We start from the raw sequence: 22,763 nt of genomic DNA on the forward strand, positions 1-22,763 counted from the left end.
ATTGATAGAATAATTGCAGTTGCCCTCCATTTGATCGATCCTCAACATTTAAGAAATTGGTTCACTCGTTGCTGTTACTGTACCTCATAACAGCGGGAACCGCTGTATTTTTATTTAAATTAAGCTTAACTCAACTGCCGCGATTTCCTTTTGGTACGCATACGCCGAATTAGCCACAAACCGAGAAAATAGCTAGCCACAGCAGACACAGACGCCACCACGAAGCAACCCACCAGGAGATCGGTGACAAACTCTGTCCCCAATTGCATCATATCGTGCCATGAATCCAGACTCTCACTAGCAAAAGATAAGTCAGAGCCTAAAAGCGATCGACCAACTTGAAAAGCGAATGTATAAAGCGGTACTGCGGTAAAGGGGTTACTGATCCAAGTTGCTGCCGCCGCCACCATTTTATTGCCGCGTATCAAAGCGGCGATGAGGATTGCCACCGCCATTTGTGTAGCAATCAGAGGAAATAAACCGGCGAAAACTCCCGCCGCTAAACCTCTCGCTATAGATTCTGGACTTCCTCGCAGGCGAAGAAAGCGCAAGTAAAAGTAATGCAAGCTGCGTCGCCAACGCGAAGCTAAGTGTTTGGATTTTCGGTGTCGAATAGATATTGATTTTGTTGGTAAGGTGAGTAAACTTTGCTCAGATTCTCTAGACATCGGTGCCAAAAAGGTAGCAAATTTGGTGTCAACAAAGATGCAAGGATATTATTTTTTAAGTTAAACGATCGCTCGGTCGATAGACAGCACCCAGCGAACGATCTTGATTGATTTCGATGACTAAATTTACCCAGTTTAGGTTTCTTGTCAAAGGCTTGATGAAAAGATCCGGGTGGAGACTTCGCCAAAAGTACTCAACAAATCGATCCACAATTTCATCTGTCATTCCGGATTTTCCACTGGCTTTAGCAAGTTGTTCTGCTTGACGCCGCCACTGCTGGGAGAGGCGATAATCTGTTGGATATAACACCATCAAACGATCCAACCGCTCCCACAAAGGTAAATATTCTTCTAACTTAGCATTCATATCGCGGGCAAAACGGCGATCGGCTGCTGTCACAATCGGCGGCGGCGCAGTGTCAAAAGCTGCCGGATCGATCGGTCGCACGCCGACAAACCAACCTTCAAACAGTACAATATCTACATTTTCTACTGTTTCGGGTTGCGTGCGATCGCCAGATCCACCCCAAGCAGATTTATCAAAGCGAGGTATTTCGATCTCACCCTGCTGTTGGCGCAATTTATCCAAAACCCCAATACCCAACTGGACATTGTGGGTTCCCGGTGGCCCGCGCCAAATTAACCGGGGGTCTTCTTCTTGCAGACGTTGGCGTTCTGCATAAGTTTTGTAAAGGTCGTCTAGGGAAAGGCCAAGAGTGCGGTAACCCAAATGAGCGAGGATTATTTTGAGAATTGCTGCTATTGTAGTTTTGCCGGTACCCTGTCCGCCTAAAATACCTTGGATGAGAGGGCGTCCCAAAAGTTGGCGATATTCAGCCAACTGCATTGCCAAGGGCAGCCATAAGTTCCAAAGAGTTTCCTCGATGACACTTTCGCCGGAAAACCCTTTGTTTTGGCAAAATTCGGTAACATCTGAGCATACGGATTGGAAAAGATGCGATCGCAATCTGACTTGTTCAACCGTATTTTCTGGTGTAATGCCAAATGCTTTTGCCCGTAACTCATCCTCGATTAGCGAAATTGCCAGCTTTTCGGGAAAATATCCCAACATACATTCTTCTGAAGTCAAATATTTGAAAATATTGCCCAAATATGAGTTATCTTGCACCATAACATTACGATCCGAGCTTGAAAGCTTCGATAAACAGGCTGTAGATTAAACCTATTTTGAGAGCATTCAACATCTGGGCTAACAAAGAGCGCGAACCTCCCTGCCATTTAGTCCCGTAAAAAATACGACTGGCTAACTCGGTAAATAGCACTAAAAGTCCAGCTCCAATAATATCCCAGTCCGCAGCTTGTCCGGCTGTAGTCGGAATCGCCGTTCCCAAAAAAACTCCAAACAGCAAGCTAATCGTCATTAGGGATAGTCGCCGCCAGGGGTTGCCAAACCAGCTACTAAGCTGAGATGCGAGAATGTTCGCTAGGTTGTTGAGACGAGTGTTTTGCATTGTTGAGTATTAAGAAATTCAGAACCGCCCAATCTTTCTTTGAATGGATATATTGTCTTTCTCAAGCCTGTTCCCATACATATGGGGATCTGTTATATCAAAAAGAACAGCCTTGAAAGTCTAAAAGAGATTATCGCTAAAAACTATGAATCTAAAATTGCTATTATATCCTGCTGCTAGTATTGCTGTTCTGTTCTTAATCTTGCTTTTGGTACTGCAACGGTGGCAGATTACTATTACTATTGATTCACTTCCATCAGAAGAAAATTTGCTTGTCGAGCCTTCCCCAGATACAGCGTCTGTTACCAGCGCAACTGTCTCTACACATACAAATCCGAAATCGGTACCCACTTTAATAGCTCCCTTAACAAACAAGCCAACACAAGCACCCAGCTCTGTTCGTGGCCCGGTGGCGGCTCCTCCAGGAGTATTGCGGTTGAGCAATCAAACAGAGCATCCCATCCGGGTCGCATTTCTAGCTCGACAGAAAGCAAGCAAATCTGGCAAGCAGTCTGCCTACGGCGAACCGGCGCACTGGGATTTTGCCCCTGAAGAAGGAGCCCAGAAAGGTCTGATTCTCTCTCTGCCTACCGGCTTTGTGAAGCTGGAGGAGGGAGATATTTTGATTGCTTTTGCTCAAGATGGCACTCGTCGGTACTGGGGGCCATATGTTGTGGGCGCAACAGCGATGCCGATTTGGGATCGAAAAACTTTGGAGTGGCAACTGATTTTGCAACCTTGACAGAAATCCGGTTTTTGAGAAAAACCGGGTTTCTTCATGGCTTCAGTAGGCCAGAAACCCGGTTTTTGAGAAAAACTGAGTTTCTTGAGCCCTTCCAATTTGTCGTGTTTTTTGCTAACTTGTCGTTTTGGTGACATCCAGCCAAATCAGCCCTATCGGGATGGCATAGCCTGACCGTACATAACAAACGATCGATGATTGAACCAAACAAAGTTATAGTTTAAAGGCGAAACTAAATTCGATCGCCTTCAAAAAAACTGCCTTCTCAAGGAAGCAAAAAATATTTTTGTACCCCCAAACCCAAAATGAAATTTAAACTCAATACCTGGTTGAATTCTTTGGTTGCTGCAACAGGCCGGGTCAGATTATACATTTGTTTAATTATCATAGTTCCTTTAATTTTGCTTTGTCAAGAAATCCAAAAAACCAAAGTTTTTGCAGGTGAAGTAAATTTTTTGCAATGGCTGCACCAGGTTATTCATCCTATAGCAGGTGCGGTTTTATCTGTGTTTTATTTTGTTGGCGATACCCACTTCGCCGCCCTGGTAGTTGTCATCAGTTTAGGAGTACTCTGCTGGAAACGCTATTGGCGACAAGCCACAACTTTAGGATTTGCTACTCTGAGTGTTTTGTTGCTTGTTGATGAAGTGCTGAAACCATTTTTTGCTCGCCGTCGTCCGCCGGAACGTTTGGACAAATCTGCGGGAGGCTATAGTTTCCCAAGCGGTCACGCTACAGGCAATGTTGTACTGTATTTTTATTTAGCTTATCTCCTGGCAGCTAGGTATCCTAAACTCAGTATCTATATTTATGGAGCAACAACTTTATTTCTAATATTAATGGGTTTGAGTAGTATGTACCTGAGAGTACACTGGCCTTCCGATATCGTTGCTGGTTATGCCTTTGGGTACATTTGGCTGACTATCTGCTTGGCCATACTAAACTTCTCAGGGCCGAAAGAAAAAAAGTATTAGACAAGTTTAATTTCTGGGGGAGCGGCAAACAATGAATATTAACAAGGTAAAAAGTTGGTGGAAATTTTTGGAAAAATCTCCAAGTTTAAATTGGAAATTATCGATTATATGGTTGTTCATACTTAGCTGTGTAGCTTTTTTGTTTAATTTGGGCAGCATCGGTTTGGTGGATAAGACAGAACCGATGTTTGTAGAAGCAGCACGTCAGATGTCGGTGACTGGTGATTGGATTACACCGTATTGGAATGGGGAAACTCGTTTTGATAAACCACCTTTGGTTTATTGGTTAATGGCGATCGCATTTAAAATCGTCGGTGTGAACGAATGGGCGGCAAGATTGCCTTCTGCACTGGCGGCGATCGCACTCGTGGTATTAGGATTTTATACCCTGCGATATTTCGGCTTTTCCCGTCCCGCTCATGTTAGCCTACTTCCTTCTTCCCCAGAAGATCGGGAGAGCGATCGACAATCTTCTCAGCCAGAAAAAATCCGCCATCCACAACGCGAACTGTGGATATCTGCTTGGATCGGTGCTGCCATCCTAGCCTTAAATCCTGCGTGGATCGCCTGGGGAAGAACAGGCGTTTCCGATATGCTGCTGGCTAGTAATATCAGCATGGCACTCTTGACATTTTTCATAGGTTATGCTTTAAACGATGCCAAACCTCATCCTCTCTCCGTCTCACAAGAAGAGGAGAAGATGGATTCAATTTCCCCTCAGCGTTCTTCAATTTGGTATATCGCTTTCTACGTATTCATCGCCTTAGCTGTTCTAGCAAAAGGGCCAGTCGGTGCGGTATTGCCTGGTCTGATTATTGGCGCATTCCTGCTGTATCTGGGCAAATTTAGGGAAGTTGTGCGAGAAATGCGATTGTTGCGGGGCATTTTAATTACGATCGCGATCGCAATACCTTGGTTTGTCTTAGTAACATTGGCCAATGGCAAAGCCTACATCGATACATTTTTTGGATATCACAACGTTCAACGCTTCACCAGCGTAGTCAGCAGTCACCGTGGCCCCTGGTATTTTTATATTCCAGTAGTGCTAGTTGGCTTTGCACCTTGGTCGATATATTTGCCAGTTGCGATCGCTCGTTTGCGCTTTTGGCAAAGAGAAAAATGGCAACAATCTCCCCGTTCCACTCAACTCGGTTTATTCGCCTTATTTTGGTTTATTGGCGTCTTTGGTTTTTTCAGCATTGCAGTTACCAAACTACCCAGCTACGTACTGCCTTTAATGCCAGCTTGCGCCATCATGGTAACGCTTTTTTGGAGCGAATTGATGAGCGAGCGGGAGAGCAGAGGTGCAGATGATAAAAAGAACAAAAAAAACATCGGACTGTTTGTTAGTGCAATTTTTAATATTGTATTTTTGTTAGTTCTTGCAGCTGGAACTTTCTTCAGTCCCAAGTTAATCGGATACGATCCGGCTGTGCCACAAATGCGTCAGGCGTTGGCACAATCTGGTTTACCAAGCCTAAGCGGGAGCGTATGGTTAGTAACAGCAATTGCCAGCCTATTTTTAGTATTGCGAAAACAGCAATGGCGTTGGTTGTGGAGTACAAACCTAGCAGGGTTTTTGGCATTTATGATATTTGTTGCACCACCCGCCGCTTTGCTAGTAGATGGACAGCGCCAGCTACCTTTACGAGAAATGTCCGCCTTTATTAACCAGGTAAGACAACCAGAGGAAGATTTAATTCTGATTGGTTTCATCAGACCTAGCATGACGTTTTACACCAGGCAAACGGTGAATTATATCAAAACATCAGACGAAGCGATATCCTACATTGAAAAAACTGCTGCCACTAAGCCTACGCACCTAATCCTCACCAAGCCGGATAACCTCAAGCCAAATTTCCTCAAGCGTTATCAATATAAACAATTAGGATCGTCTGGTGCTTACAAACTGCTGCGAATATCCACAAAAGTCAAAAGCCAAAATGTAAAAGTAAAAACTCAAGGCCCACCCAATCCAAAATCCAAAATCCAAAATCCAAAATCCAAAATCAGGTGACTATTCTAGACTCTTTCAAAAAGAGCGCGATAAACCGGTTCGCCTTTTGCTTGGGTGGCGCGTTCCCGTTCGGTGGAAACTGGAAGCGGATTGGTGGGAAGCCATTGGGAGGAAGTTCTTTGGAAAGCTGGGTGAGAATGGAAGCGATCGCACATTTCGATCGCCACTTCCTCCACATCAGATTGAATAAATACCGATCCCCCAGGCGCGAGATAATCTGCCAAATCCGCCACCGTATCCGCTTGCACCATGCGCCGCTTCTGGTGTCGCTTTTTAAACCAGGGATCGGGAAATTGAATCGTCACTCGCTGCAACATTCCCGATGGTAAAGAACTTAACAACGGACGCAGCGACTTATTGACATTGCAAAACAAGTAGTGTATATTCCGCAAACCCAGTTCGTCTCGCAGTCTATTTGCTTCCTCCACCAAAGGGTCTCGAATTTCCAACCCCAAATAATTCCAATCCGGCTGCAACTGTGCCATGCTTAAAACAAACCGTCCCCTAGCGCAGCCAATATCCAAATGCAACGGCAGGGTCATATCGGCATAAATCTTCGTCCAATCGGGGGGAGGAGTCGGTGTCTGATACTTACTGCTGAGGGGATTGACGTGCTGGCGAACTCGAACCGCTGCCAAAATTAATACTCCTTATCAACAAAATTAACTACTTCCAGTTGAGGTCGCATTAGCCAAGCATTAGCTATACTCGACGGGGATCGCTTTTTTGGCTTATGGGTCTAAACTTTCGATTTGCTATAGTAAGCGACTTACACATCGCCCTGCCTCACACCATATGGGATAATCCGAGTCGATTTCATCTGGTGGAAGTCAGTATTCCAGCGTTGGAGATTGTTCTGAAGCATTTAGAACAACTCGATTTGGATTTTCTGCTTCTACCGGGAGATTTAACCCAACACGGCGAACCGGATAATCATGCGTGGTTGCAGGAGCGTTTGTCTCAACTGCCTTTTCCAGTTTACGTCGTGCCGGGAAATCACGATGTCCCCAGTTTGCACGCTACCGAAAAGGCGATCGCATTTGCAGATTTCCCTCACTACTACCGCAAGTTTGGCTACGACAATCCAGCACAATTATATTACACTTGTCAAGTACTGCCGGGGGTACGTTTAATCGGACTCAATTCCAACATATTTGATGCAGAAGGCAAACAAATCGGACGTTTAGACGATCGTCAGATAGAATGGCTCAAGCAAGTTCTGGCTGAGGCGTCCGACGAATTGGTGCTGGTAATGGTGCATCATAACGTTGTGGAACATCTCCCCGGTCAATCTCGCCACTCACTAGGACGGCGATATATGTTGGAAAATGCACCGGAGTTGCTTTCCATATTGCGATCGGCTGGAGTCCAACTCGTGTTTACCGGACACTTGCACGTTCAGGATATCGCCCACAGCCAAGGCATATACGACATTACCACAGGTTCTCTAGTCAGTTATCCTCATCCTTATCGGATTTTAGATTTCCGTACCGATAAACTGGGTAGAAAATCGTTGCAAGTAGAGACGCATCGGATCGAATCGGTACCAGATTGGCCAACTTTACCGCAGATATCGCGAAAATGGATAGCCGATCGCAGTTTTCCCTTCATGCTCAGACTGCTCACCGAACCACCCTTAAGTTTACCTCGCGCCACAGCAGAGGAACTCGCGCCAAGTTTGCGCTATTTTTGGGCAGATATTGCTGGTGGTGATGCCACATTTGATTTCGCACATTTTCCACCTCAAGCGCGACGCTTTTTCGAGAGTTTTGGTGCGATTAGCAATAACGGTACACCTACCCCGATCGATAACCATGCCACGCTTTTGCTTTAGAATTTCTGTACATCTGGACTTTGAATAAATCAAAACATGACTGTCAGCGCGAGTTATCACTTTGATGAATTTGTCAGCAAACTTTTGGCTGATACTGTTGTAGCTGCCAAAAATATCAAAGATGCTCGTATTAAAAGTATGACTCTATGCCGCATAGCTCTCCACTATGCAAGATTTGAACAGCAAAATCAAGCTCTGGATATTTTATTTCAAGCTCTTAACACCGCTAAAGATATTAAACAATCAGGAAATCAAGTCAAAGCAATGGGCGAACTAGCAGGAATATGTCTGTTTGAGCCTGCACTGCAAAATCAAGTAGACGAAATATTAACTCAAGCTTTACAGGTTGCTCAAAATATAGGCAGTTCCCAAGAAAGAGATCTGGCGTTAGCAGAAATTGCCTTTCGTTACGCGAGCGCTGAAGAAAGCGCTCGGGCTATGCAAGTATTGGATTTGGTTGGAGAATCTTCAACCAAAAATTATGCAAAAAGCTGTTTCGATCGGAGTTTAATTGACTATTATATTGATTTGGGTAAACATGACCGAGCAATCGAATTAATTTCCGAATCGGAAACTATCTGTTCGGACGATAAATTGGCAATGCTTACATCAATATCTGTTGATTCCGCAGACTTAGAGCAGTTTGAGCTAGTCGATCGCGCTCTAACTCAAGCAATGCAAATACTTTTTAACTTAAATGATTGTAGGGAAAAAGTTTTATATTTGGCAGAAATAGCTGAGGGATATTCCCTCATAGGATACCGCGATCGAGCAATTCAGATACTGATGCAAGCCCTGGATGCAATCAAAAACATTCAAGAAGAAAACACAGAAGATAGAGCTTATATGTTGGCTAAGATTGCTGACGGATTCGCTCTAGCAGGTCAACCCGACTATGCCTTACAAATAGCTGAAACTATAGAAAATACTGAGCCAGCCTTATATTGGAAAGTCGATGCCTTAGATAAAATAGCAGGTGCTTATGTAGAGGCTGGCCAGATCGAGCGAGCTAATGCTGCATTATTTGAAGCTTTTGAACTAGCTAACTCGATGCCAAATCCCAATCAACAAAAAGCGTATTCATTAATTCAAATGGCTGAAAAATCTGTAAAATCTAGCAGGATTGATAGAGTTGCTGAACTATTAAGTCAAGCTTTTGAAATTACCCAAAGTTTAAAGCATAGTAAGGAAAAGTACGAAACTCAATTGTCGATCGTTTTCTGGTATAAAGAGGCGGTATTATACGATCGAGCATTAGAAATTGCTATCCATATCGAGGATAGAAGTTCAAGAAACAAAGCTTTGAATTTATTAGCTTCCAGCTATATAGATGCAGGAAAATTAGAGGATGCCGTACAGTTGCTAGAGACGATTGACGACCCTGTGTATAGATGCGAGCCTTACTCAAAAATTGCTGCTAAACATACCAAATCAGGACAAATAAAACAAGGGTTGGAAATGTTTGCCAAAGCTGTCGCGATCGCGAAAAGTATCAAAAATCGCAGGGAAAGACAATTGGGATTAATACAAGTTATTACTAGCTATATGAATAACTGTGAATGCAGCTATATTGTTGAAATTGTTGAGATTGTTAAAACCATCAAAAATGCTTCCTTAGAAACCTATTTATTAACACGGATAGTTTATTTTTATAATCAGTCCGGACAGGAAACTAAAGTTATTTACCTTTATCCTCAAATAGTTCCCAAAATTGAGCGCATGAAAGACAGTCCTGCCAAAACTAGCTTTATGGCTGGTATATATTCGGGATACGCTAAAGCAGGTCAATATAACCAAGCCCTAGATTTTGTAAGAAAAATTAAGCATCCAGAAACGAAAGTACAGGCATTACTTGACATCGTAGATATATACGCAGCAGTAAATAGTCATTAGTCACCAGTCAAAAGTAAGAAGTTAGTAATTCCCCTCTCCCTTCTTCCCTCTTTAGCGAAAAAAAGGGGTTTCAAGTCTCTCATTTTAATGGGAATCATCAAAAAATTTTTCCGAATTTCAAGCTCCGCCCTTTCCAGGCGGAGCCAATTCAAAATCCAAAATCCAAAATCCAAAATCGGGAGACCGATCGCTAAAATTAGGGCTGTCGGCAAATCCCAAACACGGAAGTGTAACCGTGCAGAAAAGTGTTACCTGCTACTGGGCCAATTTCGCCATTACAGAAGAAACCACCGATCGGAACATTTTTCAGGTAACGGCGGAACATCCGGGAGTCAAAATTGGGAGACCCGTAAAGTCCCTCTCCCCGTCCCAAACAGGAAAACATCAAAGCACCGGCTCCTTTATTTGAATCAGGTGTTTGTTGCTGATAGCGCCGTAGCAACATTTCCAAATCGTCAGCAGAAGTGTGAGCGTCGCGCAAGTGAAATTGGATACGCTGACCCGGACGGACGCGATCGCCAATTGCGATCGCCCCAACTCTGGGATCGACCCCCAGCAGATTGCGAATCAAAAAATCTCCGTGTTCCAAATCCTGCTTGAACTCATCCCGCGCCACACCCACAAACAGGGAATTCTGCGCCAGCATCCGATCCTCCTCGCTCAGAGTTTGGATCAAATCCCGTAACACATCCAAAGGTTTGCGGGGTTTTCCGCTACCCCCCACTTGAGCAGTTACAGGCACCTCCAATTCCATCACAACATTCCGCTCTCCCGCTATCACCGTGTAAGGTTCGCCGATCGGACGGCATCCCTGCGCCACAATCGTTTCCACAACAAGATTACCGCTGAGGGCAACACCCACAGTTCCTTCCCGGTGCAGCCGATAATTGCAAAACAAGCCAGAACTGCCGCCGACAGCACTACCGCTTGCCAATCCACCCACTTTGATCGATCCCGGATAAGCAAAATCCAGACCTTGAATTAAATCGTTAATGCCAGATGTAAAGGGATCGGCTAACAAAACAAACTGAGGTTCTGCTTGTGGCAATACACCGATTAAATCCACCCACGTATCTGGCGAACTATCCAAATCCGGCAATGATTCGGGAAGGACGTGAAAAGTGCGGACATTTACTCCGGGTAAGGACATTAAACTCAAGCTTAAGCCTGGTTCTCCCTCAATTTCCTGCACCTCTCCCTGTCGATTGACGCCAATCACACCACCGCCACCGCAACCAATTATGGCCGGTACCGATAGCACCTCCCGGAATAAAGGCATCAGCCTGGTATACTCGCTGGCAAAAGCAGACGAAATAAACACCACAGCCAGATCTGCTGACGCCTGCAACGATTGATTGGCACGTTCTGCAACTTCCTCTACAGCCGCTTCTAAAGAAGGACGGGTTGACAGAGCGTTTGCCCACTTTATCTGGTTGGTCATGGGTTTTACCATCGTCCTAAAGTTTAATGTTGTTTTTAGTCTAGGGACTTTCGGCTTAAGCTTTTACTTTTTGGAGCGATAAGGTTTACGCTTATCTATAAATTGCAGCTTAACCCCGGTATATCGCCATATTAGCGCTCCCAGAATTCTCACAAACTATTTTTGAGCCTAAAATCGTCTCTGATGTGTTTCTGGAGCGCTTTTCACATGGGTAAAGCTACTTCGGCTCAGTCCTCTATTTTCCCTTTTTTCCACCAGCCGCAGCAAAATTACTTACCCGTACCTGGCGATCGCTCGTTAAGAAGTGTTAACCTATAACTACAACAAGCAATGGCGTGTAAAGCCCGCCTGGGGAGCAATCAACCGTTAAATCTTAAGAAAAAACCGCAATACCAATTCGATCGACCGGTTGAAGGTATGAATGGAATAAAGCCTCTGCTAAGAACCGTCCTCCCAGGTAAGATTTATCAGAAGGCTCAATCTGAAAGATTGACAGCTCTGATTGACAAAAACGATCTCAGAAAATAACAGCGTATGAGCAACATCCAAGAAAAAATCGACCAAGAGCGCGACCAAGCTCGTCAAGTCTGCGATGTCAGCGGTAGCAACTCTAAAGAGTGTGCTGCTGCTTGGGATGCTGTAGAAGAACTGCAAGCAGAAGCTTCTCATCAGCGCCAAAGCAAAAAGAAGAATTCCCTTGAGCTATATTGCGATGACAATCCCGATGCCGCTGAGTGTCGGTTGTACGAAGACTAAAATCCCTTAGTCTTAGAGATGATTCTGGCTGTGAGAACCCTAAGTTTTTCACAGAAACGCTCGCAATTTTGAGCAACCGAACTTCCAAGTAGAAGTTCGGATTGCTTATTTTTTGATGTTTGGAAAAGAACTTCTGTATGATGCCAGCAATAGAAAAACTATGCAAAATAACCCTTGGTTTGCACCGCTAGTCTGGATGGACTACCGACTGGCGGTATTATTTACTGTTATTGTGCCTTTGATTCTGCTAATTTGGGCTTTTGTCAAAAAAAACGAAGCTATTCAAAGGCTTTTAATTATTTACTGGCGAGTTGCTAGCCTTCTGGCAATCACAGTTTACCTGATGATTAACGCCATACCGATTAGCTTTGTAACTGGTATCGTAGCGCGTCTGCTCATTCCCGTATCATTGTGGTTTTGGGCGGATATCAATGAAGAAATTAACGACTTACCCCAACGCGAATTAAAGTTAGCTATTACATCATGGCGTTGGGGGATAACAGTTTACAGTCTGCTGGGAGCGATTTTGGGAACTCCTTTCCTCACCTGTGCAATTTCGTCTAAGCAAGCACTACTGTCAAACCCGTTTTGTCGAGTTTGGCTAGATCCGCCTTGGGGTTACAAGCAGATATTCCATGCCAATACAAATGAGGCATTTTTGGGTTTTTTGGCGATCCTTGCATTGATTATTTATGTTAGTTACTTGAGTTACTTTATATTTTTCAGATTGGGCAAACAAGGACGCTCAGCAATGGAACAATAATAGCTAGCCAATGGCTGAGGGATAGTGGAAGATAGAAATCACAAGATATTAGCTATTAGCTATGAACCATTACCCCTGAGCAATCAACAAATAACTAACGATCGCTAAAACTTTATGACCAATTCTGTTGGCCAACGTCTGGAGCGATACACTCTCAGGCGTCCGCAGGAAGTACTGCTCGTGACAGCTGAAATTGCAGGTGAAGAAGACCGAGTTGCCATTTTCAAAGGTTATTCCAGTTCCTTAATGCGTCCGACATCTTTCGATGCGGATGTGCCGATATTGCCATCAGAGGCAAAAATTATCAGGATCGACAGGTTAGCAAGTCCTTATAACCCGGATTCTCCTCGCTATATCGAACAAGGATTGACGTGGGAGACATTCCAACCCCTGTTGTCAGAAGTCGGTGTTTGAGTCGGTTTAGTCTTAGTAAAATCGTCTCATTCTAGCAATACAGGTTTGCTTTCCCAGGCTTAACTGGAAAAGCTAGAAACTATCAGGCAGACAAGTGCAGAAGGTATGGTAATTCCGGAAAGTGTTATCCTCCAGTGTAAGTAAGTGTGTTGTGTGGAGTGTTTATAAAGATATGGTAAAAAGCCCCGTTCGGACTCAAGTGTCTAGCCCTTCGGAATCACCATTCTGCTTGGCTGAATCGATCCAATCGGCAAAACCGCTCAATAGCAATCGCGGTTGGAACCCCTTAAGTTTGCCCGGAACGCCGCTTTTTGGCACAGATGGGATTCGGGGAAGAGTGGGAGAGTTGCTCAATGCCGAACTAGCCCTACAAGTGGGTTATTGGACAGGTCAAATGCTGCGATCGACCTCTGCAAATGGCAACGCTTTGGGGCCGATCGTTCTGGGCCAAGATACCAGAAACTCCAGCGATATGTTAGCAATGGCACTAGCCGCCGGTCTTACCTCTGCCGGATTGGAAGTTTGGCATTTGGGTGTATGCCCCACGCCCTCTGTAGCTTATCTGACCAGTGTGACTGAGGCAGCAGGAGGAGTGATGATCTCCGCCAGTCACAACCCGCCAGAAGACAACGGGATTAAAATTTTTGGCCCGGATGGTACAAAGTTGCCCAAAGAATGGCAAGAAAAAATTGAAGCAGGACTGCGGGGTCAGCTCGGTAATTTGGCGGCGAATGCTTGGGGTAGGCACTACCATCGTCGGGAGTTGTTGGGTAGCTACGCCGAGTCGCTTCAGAAACCTCTGCTGCCAGATATCGATCTGCGGGGAATGCGAATTGTGCTGGATCTGGCATGGGGGGCAGCTGTGGGAATAGCACCCCAAGTGTTCGCCGATATGGGGGCAGAGGTGATTTGCTTGCATGACAGTGCAGATGGCGATCGCATCAATGTCAACTGTGGTTCGACCCATCTCGAACCCCTCCAAAACGCTGTCAAACAATATCGGGCAGATATGGGATTTGCCTTTGATGGAGATGCCGATCGCGTATTGGCAGTAGACTCTCAAGGTAGAGTTGTGGATGGCGATCGCATCCTCTATTTCTGGGGGAAAACTCTGGCAGCAGCAGCACAACTGCCCAAAAATATGATTGTGGCTACCGTGATGGCTAACCTGGGTTTTGAAAGAGCTTGGAAAAATCTAGGCGGTGAATTCCTGCGGACGCCAGTGGGAGATCAGTACGTCCATGCAGAAATGCTCCGTCACGGTGCTATGCTGGGCGGCGAGCAATCCGGACATATCCTCTGCCGTCATTATGCCGTCAGTGGCGACGGTCTGCTCACTTCGTTGCATTTGGCGGCGTTGGTAAAACGGATGAATGCTTCTCTATCCGAATTGGTCGATGGCAGCTTCCAAACTTACCCGCAACTATTGAAAAATGTCAGGATGGAAGATCGGGATCGCCGCGTTAACTGGAAAAACAGCGACGCTCTCACCAATGCGATCGCACAAGCAGAAGCTGCAATGGGAGACTCTGGCCGTATCTTAGTTCGCGCTTCCGGAACCGAACCTTTGATCCGCGTTATGGTGGAAGCCGTCAGCGCCGAACTCGCCCACCACTGGGCTGACAATTTAGTTCTAGCCGTTCAACAATATCTATAAAAGTCAAAAGTCAAAATTCAAAAGTCAAAAATAAGAGAAAGAGGGAGTATGGGAGATATAACAGGGGGATAGAAGCGATAACAGGCAAAATATGGCTCAATAAGAACCAATAGATTCCTAGTTTTGACTTTTGACTTTTGGCTTTTTCTATCCCTTTCTCCGTGTCCCTACAAAATTCTTAACAAAAAGCCGCAGCTAAAAGAGAAGTTGCCTGCGGCTTTTCTTTGGTATAATAAATTACTACGTTTGTATAGAAGTACACTAAACGCTTTTGCTTTTGAGCGGATATTTTTTTTAGTTACTGCATGGAACCTTGTCTTTGCGGCCACAGTCATCACTGAATAAAAAACTTTCATAATTTTGATAATTTTTTGAAGCGAGTGTAGCAAATATAAAGGCTTTTTTGTATTTATCGCTTCCAGAACTTAGTAAAAAACTTTATGGGTCAAGCTTCTACAAATGCCAAAATCTAGAATTTCCTTCATTTGGGGCTATTACCCGTGCTTGATTTCACCACAGACTTAGAGGTCGATCGAATTGCCACAGCCAGAGCGATTAGTGCCGCAGTTGTCAATGTGAGCGGTCGCCAGCGAATGCTGTCTCAAAGAACCGCGCTGTTTTCGCTCAGATTGGTTTGCACGCAAGATCGGGTTGAGTGGGAAAGGTTGCGTTCTGTGTTGCGGGATGCGATCGATTTAATGGAAAAGTCCCACAAAGGATTGATCGAGGGCGATCCTGACTTGAAACTACCAGGAAATCCTTCATCGGTAGTAAAAGCAATGTACTTTGAACCACCTCTGAACTTAGATCGACAAGTTCGTAAATTCATCCTTGAAGTTAGAGCCTTACTGCAAGCGGAACAAAGTCAACTGACTCAGGATAATCCTCATTTGCGCTACATCCTTAACGCTACATCCGACGAACTGCTAGATGCTCTGGATGCCGTTGTCAGTCAGTATCAAACAGAAAGCGAAGCCGAGCAGTTAGCGCTTGATATCAATCAGATCGAACTTTATCAGCACAGCTGCGCTGCCACAGCAGCCGCCCAAGCGCAAGCGCAAGAATTGGAAAAGGCACTGCGCGATTTACAACACGAGCGGACTAAGCTGATTCATACCGAAAGAATTTCCAGTCTCGGTCAATTGGTTGCCAGTCTTGCCCATGAAATCAACAATCCGGTTAACTTTATTTACGGAAACTTGACTTACACTAGCAACTATGTAAAAGACTTACTCACTTTGTTGCATCTTTATCAAGAAGAATATCCCAATTCCAGCTGTGTGATTCAAGCCAAGATTGCAGATATTGACCTCAATTTTCTCATCGAAGATTTGCCGCAAGTTATATCTTCAATGAAAGTAGGTGCCGATCGCATCCGTCAGATTGTTTCATCGCTGCGAACTTTCTCTCGAATGGATGAAAAGGAAATGAAGCTGGTAGAGCTTCACGAGGGCCTTGATAGTACGCTGTTGATCTTGCAAAGTCGTCTCAAAGGCAAAAGCGATCGGCCTCAGATCGAAGTAACCAAAGAGTACGGCGATTTGCCTTTGGTGCAATGCCACGCAGGTCAAATTAATCAAGTATTCATGAACCTTCTGAGCAATGCCATTGATGCCTTAGAAGAAAGTGGAAAATGGGGAGAAGCGCAGAGAGGGAGATATACCCATTACGCATTACCTCAGATTCGCATTCGTACAGAAGTCCTACATCCCGATTATGTGACTGTGCGGATTGCCGATAATGGGCCAGGTGTGACAGAGGAAGTAAAAGCGCAACTATTTGACCCCTTTTTCACTACCAAGCCGGTAGGTAAAGGAACTGGGTTGGGGTTGTCGATCAGCCATCAGATTGTCGTAGAAAAACATAGAGGGTCACTCCAGTGCGTCTCAGAACCCGGACAGGGAACTGAGTTCTGCATTGAAATTCCTATTACTCACAAGCAAAGATCTGCCAATTTTGGGAATAAAAGTTTCGTGCCTGTACCATCTCCCGCAGCTCCTACATTGCAAGGCACTGCGGAAGATAGCGCAAATAAGGAGAGTGCAGCCAGCTCAAACCAAGCAAAAACCAGGAATCCTCCGGGCATTCGCGGCATTTGCGGTTAGCTTTACTCGTTGTCTGCTCGGACTGGTAACGGCTAATCCCCGATCGTGTCTTTTGTTATCTTTGTGAACTAAGGCCCCCACTATAGCTGTACTGAGCTTGGTGGTAGTAGGAAAGGCTTTTTCAGGGTATTTGTGCTTATCAATCGAGTCAGACCAATTTGCAATTTTGTAAATTTTGATTCATTTTGCTCGCCCAATCCAAAATATTATATAAATTTAAACCCAAATTAAAGCAAATTTATCAGAAAAATTTGGCTTTAGTTTAAAATAAAAAGTTGATTATAAGTCAAATTTTAAATGGTTAAGAATTACTGACTTAACAATTTTTACCAAAAATTAAGCATTTGCATAAAAAAGCTTAAAACTTATACGCAACTAATACTAGAAAAGGCTTACCAATGCAGAAGAGTTTAAGCAATTTGGACACAAGAATCAAATGTTCTTCAGGTATAACTATGCTAGGCTCTATATCCCTTCTACCTCGGCTATCCCCTGTGCTCCCTTATGCAGATCGATGTGAAATTGCTTGGATTCAAGATCCCCAAAAACGGAGCGCATTGATGCGAAAAGTTATTGAGCGCATCTGGAACTCTCTGGAAATAAAAGTAGGAGCGATACATGGGTCGTTTCTACTTCAAACGGCAGTGGAAGAAGTAGCCAACCTGTTACATTTAGATTGTTGTAGTTTTTTGTGGTACTTTCCGGAAACGCAAAGGGTTCAAGTAGTCTACGAGGAAGTTCGCAGTCATCAAAAATCTATACAATCTATACAGTGGGGGTATGATTGGATAGAAATTTTTGGCTCGGCAGCAAGTACGCTCACCCAAGGCCAATTGGTAGTCAACTGCGGCTCGTATCCAGCACCATCAGCCTACGGCGGTATTATTAGACTGCTTTCGCGATTGCAGATTGGAGGATTTGCAAAACCCAAATTGAAACTGAACAGGGCAGGGGTTTCCCCTAGCTTACAGATGCAGAGAGACTTCGCCACCCTGTTGGTGCCTGTCTGTAAGGATAGTAGGGATGGAACATCTGGGCAGGAAAGCAGAATAGGATTGATTGCCTGTTTGCGCGATCGCCCTCGTCATTGGTCATCAGCTGAAATTGAAATCGTGCAATTGCTCGCCCAGCAGTTGGAAATCGCCATTCGTCAGACTCAAGTTTACGAACAAAGTCAAAAACAAGCGCAGCGAGAAAAACTGATTAACCAAATTACCAGCCAAACTCGCCAAACGTTCGATTTGGAGACAATTTTAACTTCTGCGATCGGCCAGCTGTTGGACGCCTTGGAAGTAGACCGATGTCTGGTTCACTTGGTAGAAGACTGTCGCGAACCAGAGCGAGGAAGTAAAGGAGAATGCCAAATTTCCATTGGCCAATTTTCCCAAACGAAATCGGAAAGTTTTTGGGAAACAGCCCATCGAGCTGCCTACCGACGCCAGCATCTTTACGAGGTTTATCGAGAACCGTTTTTTGCCTCCATAGATGATTTCGATACCCAAGGGCCGATTACGCAATGGGTAATTCAGCATCTTCAAACGGTTGTTATTAACGATATTACTCAAGATCCGCGCATCGGTACGCAAAATGAAGAATACCAAAAAGCTAGTATTAAATCTTCTTTAGTTGTGCCAGTACAGGCTAATAACGTACTGCACGCCATTCTTTATCTAAACCAATGTTCGTACAATCGGTATTGGTCTAAAAGCGATCGGGAATTAGCCGAAGCAGTTGCTAACCAATTAGCTATCTCGATCCAACAAGCTTGTCTTTATGCCCAAACTCGCGCCTCAATGGAGCGAGAGTCTTTTCTAAGGTTAATCAGCGATCAAATTCGCCGCACTCTCAATTTAAAAACGATCTTACAGACAGCTGTGCGGGAGGTACAAAGCTTATTAAATACAGATCGGGTAGCAATTTATCAATTTACGGAAGACTGCCAAGGTGAGGTGGTTGTAGAACAAACAAAAAACAACAACATCTCTATTCTGGGACAAATGACTCAAAATAGTTGTTTACCGAGTAAGTGCGTTTATCCATACCAAGGAGAAAGAGTAGAGGCTATTAATGATGTATTTAATGGCGACTTAGATGACAGTTACATCAACTCACTGCGGCAATTACAAGTGCGAGCCAGTTTGGTTGTACCTATACCTAGAACGGAAGAATTAGTAGAAACTGCAAATGATAAAGGAGGAGAAAGGGAGCCAAATTCCGCTAGTTTCCCTCTCCCTGCTTCCAGTTCTGTCTGGGGCTTGCTGATCGTCCACGAATGTCAAAAGCCGAGAGTTTGGCAAGAGTGCGAAATAGAGTTGTTACAACAGCTGGCCACTCAGGTAGCGATCGCCATTCAGCAAGCAGAACTGTACGAGCAAGCTCAAAAAAGTGCCACATCGGCTCAAACAAAAGCAGAAGCCTTGGAAAGAGCCATATACGACCTCCAACAGACGCAAGCGCAATTAATTCAGACCGAAAAAATGTCGAGTCTCGGCCAGCTGGTGGCCGGTGTGGCTCACGAAATCAACAATCCAGTCAATTTTATCTACGGGAACCTAACCTACGCAAACAAGTACAGCCAAGACCTGCTAAGGTTAGTAAATCTTTATCAACAAAATTATCCCGAACCTGCCTCTGAGATCCAAGAGTGCGCCCAAGATGTCGATTTGGAATTTATTATTGAAGACTTACCCAAAATTCTATCCTCGATGGAAGTGGGTGCCGATCGCATTCGTCAAATTGTCCTCAGCTTGCGGAATTTCTCCCGCATTGACCAAGCCGAAATGAAACCGGTGGATATTCACGAGGGTATTGACAATACGCTGTTGATCTTGCAAAATCGTCTGAAAGCTAACGCGAGTCGTCCTCAAATCGAAGTTATCAAAGAGTATGGCAACTTGCCCCTGGTAGAGTGCTATGCCGGACAGCTCAATCAAGTGTTTATGAACCTTTTGAGTAATGCGATCGATGCGCTAGAAGAGTTAGAAAATGCTAACGTTCCGACGTTAGAAGGTTTCAGCCCTACCATTCGCATCTGTACGCAGATGTTACAGCCCCGTTATGTCACGGTGAGAATAGCCGATAACGGGCCGGGAATAGCCCCACCAGTAAGGGCTCGACTGTTTGATGCCTTCTTCACCACTAAGCCTGTCGGACGGGGTACAGGGCTTGGCTTGTCCATTAGCTATCAGATTGTCGTCGAAAAACACAGAGGAGCCCTCTGGTGTGAATCAGAACTCGGAAAAGGCTCGGAGTTCTGGATTGAGGTTCCGGTCTGTCCAGATCGGTAGACTTCTTTGCCGCTCAACTCATTCACAATCAGTTAAGTACTCAAACAACATCTGCCATTGGGTACAGTGAAAACCTACCCAATGCCAGGTTTATAGTACATAAAAAATATTGTTTTACTTACTATAATTTAGTAAGGCTAGCTGTATAATAAACATCTTTTTTCATAAAACTTCCCACTTTTAGTAGTGCAGAAAACAGCCTATAAAGCTCCCTTTAGCATATCGTGACTGATTATGGTGTGTTTTAAAACACAAAATTAAGTGACTGATATCACGACTAACCTATGCTACGTTTAGCAGCGCTTTATCGTATATATCAAAATATACTTGTTTATACTCTTACCTTCCCATATGTGTACTTCGGACTTAACCGCCGACCGTTAAGGTTTAAAAGTTAAGGTAACGCAAACAAGGACGGACTGTGCAGTGCATCAAAAGTAAGCGGTCATAATTCAATAAATTGTGAATTTAAGAGGAGTTCAGAAAATGAAATTTACAAAAAAAAATTTTAGCAAGAATTTATACTTTGATTTAATTAGGGAATGGAGAGAACTTTTTTTAATTAAAATAATCTTACTAACACTCATAAATATAATATGGTTTTGGCTAAAGTTATTAATTAGATTTTTAGAATATTTTTCCTCATATAAAACACTAAAAAAAATAAATCTTGCTGCGATATACCGAGGCCAGAAACATATTTATACTTTAAAAAAGCCACAACAAAATATGAAAATTAACCCCGAAAAATTTATAGACTATCGTCAGCAAATATGCGATTGTTTACGCAACGCCAAGACCAAAGTGCAAGCTAAATTGCTAACTCTCAAACAGCCGAACAATAAATTAGAAAACCCAGTCCAAGAGGGCACAGATGAATTACGCATAGCCTTTCAAGAATTGCAGAACAAAATTGCAGAACTTAAGCGAGCAGAAGAAGAACTTAAAGAATCGCTTTCTCTTCAACGAGCAGCTCTTGAATCAACTGTTGACGGCATTCTTGTGGTTAATAAAAATAGAAAAATAGCAACTTATAATCAAAAATTCGTACAGATGTGGCGGATTCCTGCTGATATTATAGCCTTAAAAGATGACAAAGAAGCCCTATCTTTTGTCGTCTATCAGCTAAAGGACCCCGAAAGTTTTCTTGCTAAAGTAGGCGAAATGTACGCCCAACCGGAGGCAGAATCTTGCGATATTTTGGAATTTAAAGATGGCAGAATTTTTGAACGCTATTCAAAGCCTCAGCGTCTGGGAGAAGAAATTGTTGGCCGAGTTTGGAGCTTTAGGGATATTACAGAACGGCGGATGGCAGAGGAAACTATTCGCTATCAGGCTCTGCACGATCTTTTAACCGATTTGCCTAACCGAATACTGTTCAACGAGCGGTTGTCTGGGGCATTAGTAAATGCAAAAAGCAACCAAGGAATGATGGCTGTGATGTTTCTAGATTTGGATCGTTTTAAAACAATCAACGATACCTTAAGTCACGCCTGCGGCGATCAGTTGTTGCAAATGGTTGCCGAACGTCTCACAAGTTCGCTATGGCAGCACGATACGGTTGCTCGCTGGGGAGGGGATGAATTTACTCTGCTGCTACCTCAAATTTCTTGTGCAGAAGATGCTGGTAGAATCGCCCAGGTAATTCTAGATACTCTTAAGCAGCCTTTTAATATCGAAGGACATCAACTTCATATTAGCAGCAGTATTGGTATTTCTTTGTATCCCCATGATGGGCAAGATGGGGAAACACTTTTAAGAAATGCCGATGCCGCCTTACATAGAGCGAAAGAACAAGGTCGCAATAATTACCAGTTTTATACTGCGGCTATGAATTCTCACGCTTCGGAACTGTTGATGTTAGAAAATGAGCTGCACCAAGCTCTAGAACGAGGAGAATTTGTTGTTTACTACCAACCTCAGATTAATACCAACACAGGTAAGATCGCTCAAATGGAAGCTTTGCTGCGTTGGCAGCATCCTGAGTTCGGGTTAGTTTCTCCAGCAAAGTTTATTCCTTTGGCTGAAGAAAACGGTCTCATCATACCGATAGGCGAATGGGTACTGCGGACTGCCTGCACTCAAATTAAGGCTTGGCAGGATGCAGGTTTGCCACCTTTATCCGTAGCAGTTAACCTTTCTGCACGGCAGTTTCAGCAACCCAATTTAGTGGAAATTGTGGCGCGTGTTTTGCAGGAAACAGGTCTGGAGAATCATTTTTTAGAGTTAGAAATTACTGAAAGCGTTGCGATGCAAAATGTGGATTTTAGTAGGGCAATTTTGCAAGAATTGCACAACATGGGTGTGTCTATTTCTATGGATGATTTTGGCACTGGATATTCTTCTCTCAGTTATTTGAAAAAGTTCCCGCTTGATAAACTAAAAATTGACCAGTCTTTTGTGCGCGAGCTGGCGACCGATCCCAACGATGGGGCTATTATTGCGGCGATCGCTGCTTTGGGAAAAGTATTGAATCTTACAATGGTGGCGGAAGGGGTGGAAACAGAAGAGCAAAGGGATTTCTTGCGAAGTCTTGAATGCGAATATATGCAGGGTTATTTGTTTAGCAAGCCGCTATCGCCTCAAGATGCAACCGAACTGCTGCAAAATTATCGATCTAGCCCAAACCCAGTTATAATTTCTTCTAGCTATTGTTCTCTTTGCTTCAATAAGCGCTTTAAGAAAGGATTTGTGCGATAATTGAAAGCTGGCGATCGGTAATCGCTTTTTGCTTGATGTC

General features: G+C 44.1%; 18 protein-coding genes. 13 read left to right on the plus strand and 5 right to left on the minus strand.

Features of this window, described 5'->3' with window-relative positions:
• Nucleotides 1-125: 125 nt before the first annotated feature.
• The 3 genes from H6G03_RS29225 to H6G03_RS29235 all read right to left on the minus strand — a co-directional run bounded on the left by H6G03_RS29225 (nt 126) and on the right by H6G03_RS29235 (nt 2,140).
• The gene (locus H6G03_RS29225; protein WP_190472656.1) at nt 126-668 is read right to left on the minus strand and encodes a DUF2062 domain-containing protein; all 543 of its coding nucleotides are present in this window, start codon (nt 666-668) and stop codon (nt 126-128) included.
• Between the two features lie 55 nt (nt 669-723).
• The gene (locus tag H6G03_RS29230) at nt 724-1,740 is read right to left on the minus strand and encodes a glycerate kinase (RefSeq protein WP_190472726.1); all 1,017 of its coding nucleotides are present in this window, start codon (nt 1,738-1,740) and stop codon (nt 724-726) included.
• Between the two features lie 64 nt (nt 1,741-1,804).
• On the minus strand, nt 1,805-2,140 hold the full coding sequence (locus H6G03_RS29235; protein WP_190472659.1) for a DUF565 domain-containing protein: 336 nt from the start codon (nt 2,138-2,140) through the stop codon (nt 1,805-1,807).
• Nucleotides 2,141-2,285: 145 nt separating this feature from the next.
• On the opposite strand from H6G03_RS29235, the gene H6G03_RS29240 reads away from it, so the two are divergent.
• The 3 genes from H6G03_RS29240 (at nt 2,286) to H6G03_RS29250 (ending at nt 5,873) form a co-directional block, all read left to right on the plus strand.
• Nucleotides 2,286-2,882, plus strand: coding sequence for a hypothetical protein (locus tag H6G03_RS29240; protein ID WP_190472664.1), 597 nt, complete (start codon nt 2,286-2,288; stop codon nt 2,880-2,882).
• A gap of 305 nt (nt 2,883-3,187) precedes the next feature.
• Nucleotides 3,188-3,856, plus strand: coding sequence for a phosphatase PAP2 family protein (locus H6G03_RS29245; RefSeq protein WP_190472668.1), 669 nt, complete (start codon nt 3,188-3,190; stop codon nt 3,854-3,856).
• Between the two features lie 31 nt (nt 3,857-3,887).
• A complete protein-coding gene (locus tag H6G03_RS29250) occupies nt 3,888-5,873 on the plus strand; it encodes an ArnT family glycosyltransferase (protein WP_190472671.1) in 1,986 nt (661 codons plus the stop codon).
• A 5-nt stretch (nt 5,874-5,878) separates the two neighbouring features.
• On the opposite strand, the gene trmB is transcribed toward H6G03_RS29250, so the two are convergent.
• Nucleotides 5,879-6,511 carry a tRNA (guanosine(46)-N7)-methyltransferase TrmB gene (gene trmB / locus H6G03_RS29255; protein ID WP_190472675.1) on the minus strand — a complete coding sequence of 211 codons (633 nt, stop codon included), beginning with the start codon at nt 6,509-6,511 and terminating at the stop codon, nt 5,879-5,881.
• Nucleotides 6,512-6,606: 95 nt separating this feature from the next.
• Here trmB and H6G03_RS29260 point away from each other — a divergent pair, with 95 nt between their 5' ends.
• Together H6G03_RS29260 and H6G03_RS29265 are read left to right on the plus strand one after the other, a co-directional pair.
• Complete coding sequence (locus H6G03_RS29260; protein ID WP_190472678.1) at nt 6,607-7,707, plus strand: metallophosphoesterase family protein; 1,101 nt, start codon at nt 6,607-6,609, stop codon at nt 7,705-7,707.
• Nucleotides 7,708-7,743: 36 nt separating this feature from the next.
• On the plus strand, nt 7,744-9,600 hold the full coding sequence (locus H6G03_RS29265; protein ID WP_190472681.1) for a tetratricopeptide repeat protein: 1,857 nt from the start codon (nt 7,744-7,746) through the stop codon (nt 9,598-9,600).
• A 196-nt stretch (nt 9,601-9,796) separates the two neighbouring features.
• Here the strand turns inward: H6G03_RS29265 and H6G03_RS29270 are convergent, their stop codons facing one another.
• Nucleotides 9,797-11,041 carry an FIST signal transduction protein gene (locus H6G03_RS29270; protein ID WP_190472684.1) on the minus strand — a complete coding sequence of 415 codons (1,245 nt, stop codon included), beginning with the start codon at nt 11,039-11,041 and terminating at the stop codon, nt 9,797-9,799.
• A gap of 330 nt (nt 11,042-11,371) precedes the next feature.
• Between H6G03_RS29270 and H6G03_RS29275 the strand changes: the two genes are divergently transcribed.
• The 8 genes from H6G03_RS29275 to H6G03_RS29310 all read left to right on the plus strand — a co-directional run bounded on the left by H6G03_RS29275 (nt 11,372) and on the right by H6G03_RS29310 (nt 22,723).
• On the plus strand, nt 11,372-11,569 hold the full coding sequence (locus tag H6G03_RS29275; RefSeq protein WP_190472687.1) for a hypothetical protein: 198 nt from the start codon (nt 11,372-11,374) through the stop codon (nt 11,567-11,569).
• Between the two features lie 6 nt (nt 11,570-11,575).
• Entirely contained in the window at nt 11,576-11,797 is a 222-nt protein-coding gene (locus tag H6G03_RS29280; RefSeq protein ID WP_190472690.1) for a Calvin cycle protein CP12, read from the plus strand.
• 160 nt (nt 11,798-11,957) lie between these two features.
• Entirely contained in the window at nt 11,958-12,560 is a 603-nt protein-coding gene (locus H6G03_RS29285; protein ID WP_190472694.1) for a DUF3177 family protein, read from the plus strand.
• A gap of 114 nt (nt 12,561-12,674) precedes the next feature.
• Entirely contained in the window at nt 12,675-12,974 is a 300-nt protein-coding gene (locus tag H6G03_RS29290) for a DUF7734 family protein (protein ID WP_190472697.1), read from the plus strand.
• A 172-nt stretch (nt 12,975-13,146) separates the two neighbouring features.
• The gene (gene glmM / locus H6G03_RS29295) at nt 13,147-14,631 is read left to right on the plus strand and encodes a phosphoglucosamine mutase (protein WP_190472699.1); all 1,485 of its coding nucleotides are present in this window, start codon (nt 13,147-13,149) and stop codon (nt 14,629-14,631) included.
• Nucleotides 14,632-15,131: 500 nt separating this feature from the next.
• A complete protein-coding gene (locus H6G03_RS29300) occupies nt 15,132-16,736 on the plus strand; it encodes an ATP-binding protein (RefSeq protein WP_190472702.1) in 1,605 nt (534 codons plus the stop codon).
• 560 nt (nt 16,737-17,296) lie between these two features.
• Nucleotides 17,297-20,023 carry a GAF domain-containing sensor histidine kinase gene (locus H6G03_RS29305; protein WP_190472705.1) on the plus strand — a complete coding sequence of 909 codons (2,727 nt, stop codon included), beginning with the start codon at nt 17,297-17,299 and terminating at the stop codon, nt 20,021-20,023.
• A gap of 729 nt (nt 20,024-20,752) precedes the next feature.
• The gene (locus tag H6G03_RS29310; RefSeq protein ID WP_190472708.1) at nt 20,753-22,723 is read left to right on the plus strand and encodes a putative bifunctional diguanylate cyclase/phosphodiesterase; all 1,971 of its coding nucleotides are present in this window, start codon (nt 20,753-20,755) and stop codon (nt 22,721-22,723) included.
• The last annotated feature ends 40 nt before the right edge of the window (nt 22,724-22,763 follow it).

Source organism: Aerosakkonema funiforme FACHB-1375 (assembly GCF_014696265.1).
Lineage (GTDB): Bacteria > Cyanobacteriota > Cyanobacteriia > Cyanobacteriales > Aerosakkonemataceae > Aerosakkonema > Aerosakkonema funiforme_A.

What these genes read in the sequence shown, in the direction of transcription:
- H6G03_RS29225 (WP_190472656.1), bottom strand. Translation starts at nt 668, where the DNA reads ATGTCTAGAGAATCTGAGCAAAGTTTACTCACCTTACCAACAAAATCA.
- glmM (WP_190472699.1), top strand. Translation starts at nt 13,147, where the DNA reads ATGGTAAAAAGCCCCGTTCGGACTCAAGTGTCTAGCCCTTCGGAATCA.
- H6G03_RS29275 (WP_190472687.1), top strand. Translation starts at nt 11,372, where the DNA reads ATGGCGTGTAAAGCCCGCCTGGGGAGCAATCAACCGTTAAATCTTAAG.
- H6G03_RS29240 (WP_190472664.1), top strand. Translation starts at nt 2,286, where the DNA reads ATGAATCTAAAATTGCTATTATATCCTGCTGCTAGTATTGCTGTTCTG.
- H6G03_RS29265 (WP_190472681.1), top strand. Translation starts at nt 7,744, where the DNA reads ATGACTGTCAGCGCGAGTTATCACTTTGATGAATTTGTCAGCAAACTT.
- H6G03_RS29250 (WP_190472671.1), top strand. Translation starts at nt 3,888, where the DNA reads ATGAATATTAACAAGGTAAAAAGTTGGTGGAAATTTTTGGAAAAATCT.
- H6G03_RS29230 (WP_190472726.1), bottom strand. Translation starts at nt 1,740, where the DNA reads ATGTTGGGATATTTTCCCGAAAAGCTGGCAATTTCGCTAATCGAGGAT.
- H6G03_RS29245 (WP_190472668.1), top strand. Translation starts at nt 3,188, where the DNA reads ATGAAATTTAAACTCAATACCTGGTTGAATTCTTTGGTTGCTGCAACA.
- H6G03_RS29260 (WP_190472678.1), top strand. Translation starts at nt 6,607, where the DNA reads ATGGGTCTAAACTTTCGATTTGCTATAGTAAGCGACTTACACATCGCC.
- H6G03_RS29310 (WP_190472708.1), top strand. Translation starts at nt 20,753, where the DNA reads ATGAAAATTAACCCCGAAAAATTTATAGACTATCGTCAGCAAATATGC.
- H6G03_RS29235 (WP_190472659.1), bottom strand. Translation starts at nt 2,140, where the DNA reads ATGCAAAACACTCGTCTCAACAACCTAGCGAACATTCTCGCATCTCAG.
- H6G03_RS29305 (WP_190472705.1), top strand. Translation starts at nt 17,297, where the DNA reads ATGCGAAAAGTTATTGAGCGCATCTGGAACTCTCTGGAAATAAAAGTA.
- H6G03_RS29280 (WP_190472690.1), top strand. Translation starts at nt 11,576, where the DNA reads ATGAGCAACATCCAAGAAAAAATCGACCAAGAGCGCGACCAAGCTCGT.
- H6G03_RS29270 (WP_190472684.1), bottom strand. Translation starts at nt 11,041, where the DNA reads ATGACCAACCAGATAAAGTGGGCAAACGCTCTGTCAACCCGTCCTTCT.
- H6G03_RS29285 (WP_190472694.1), top strand. Translation starts at nt 11,958, where the DNA reads ATGCAAAATAACCCTTGGTTTGCACCGCTAGTCTGGATGGACTACCGA.
- H6G03_RS29290 (WP_190472697.1), top strand. Translation starts at nt 12,675, where the DNA reads ATGACCAATTCTGTTGGCCAACGTCTGGAGCGATACACTCTCAGGCGT.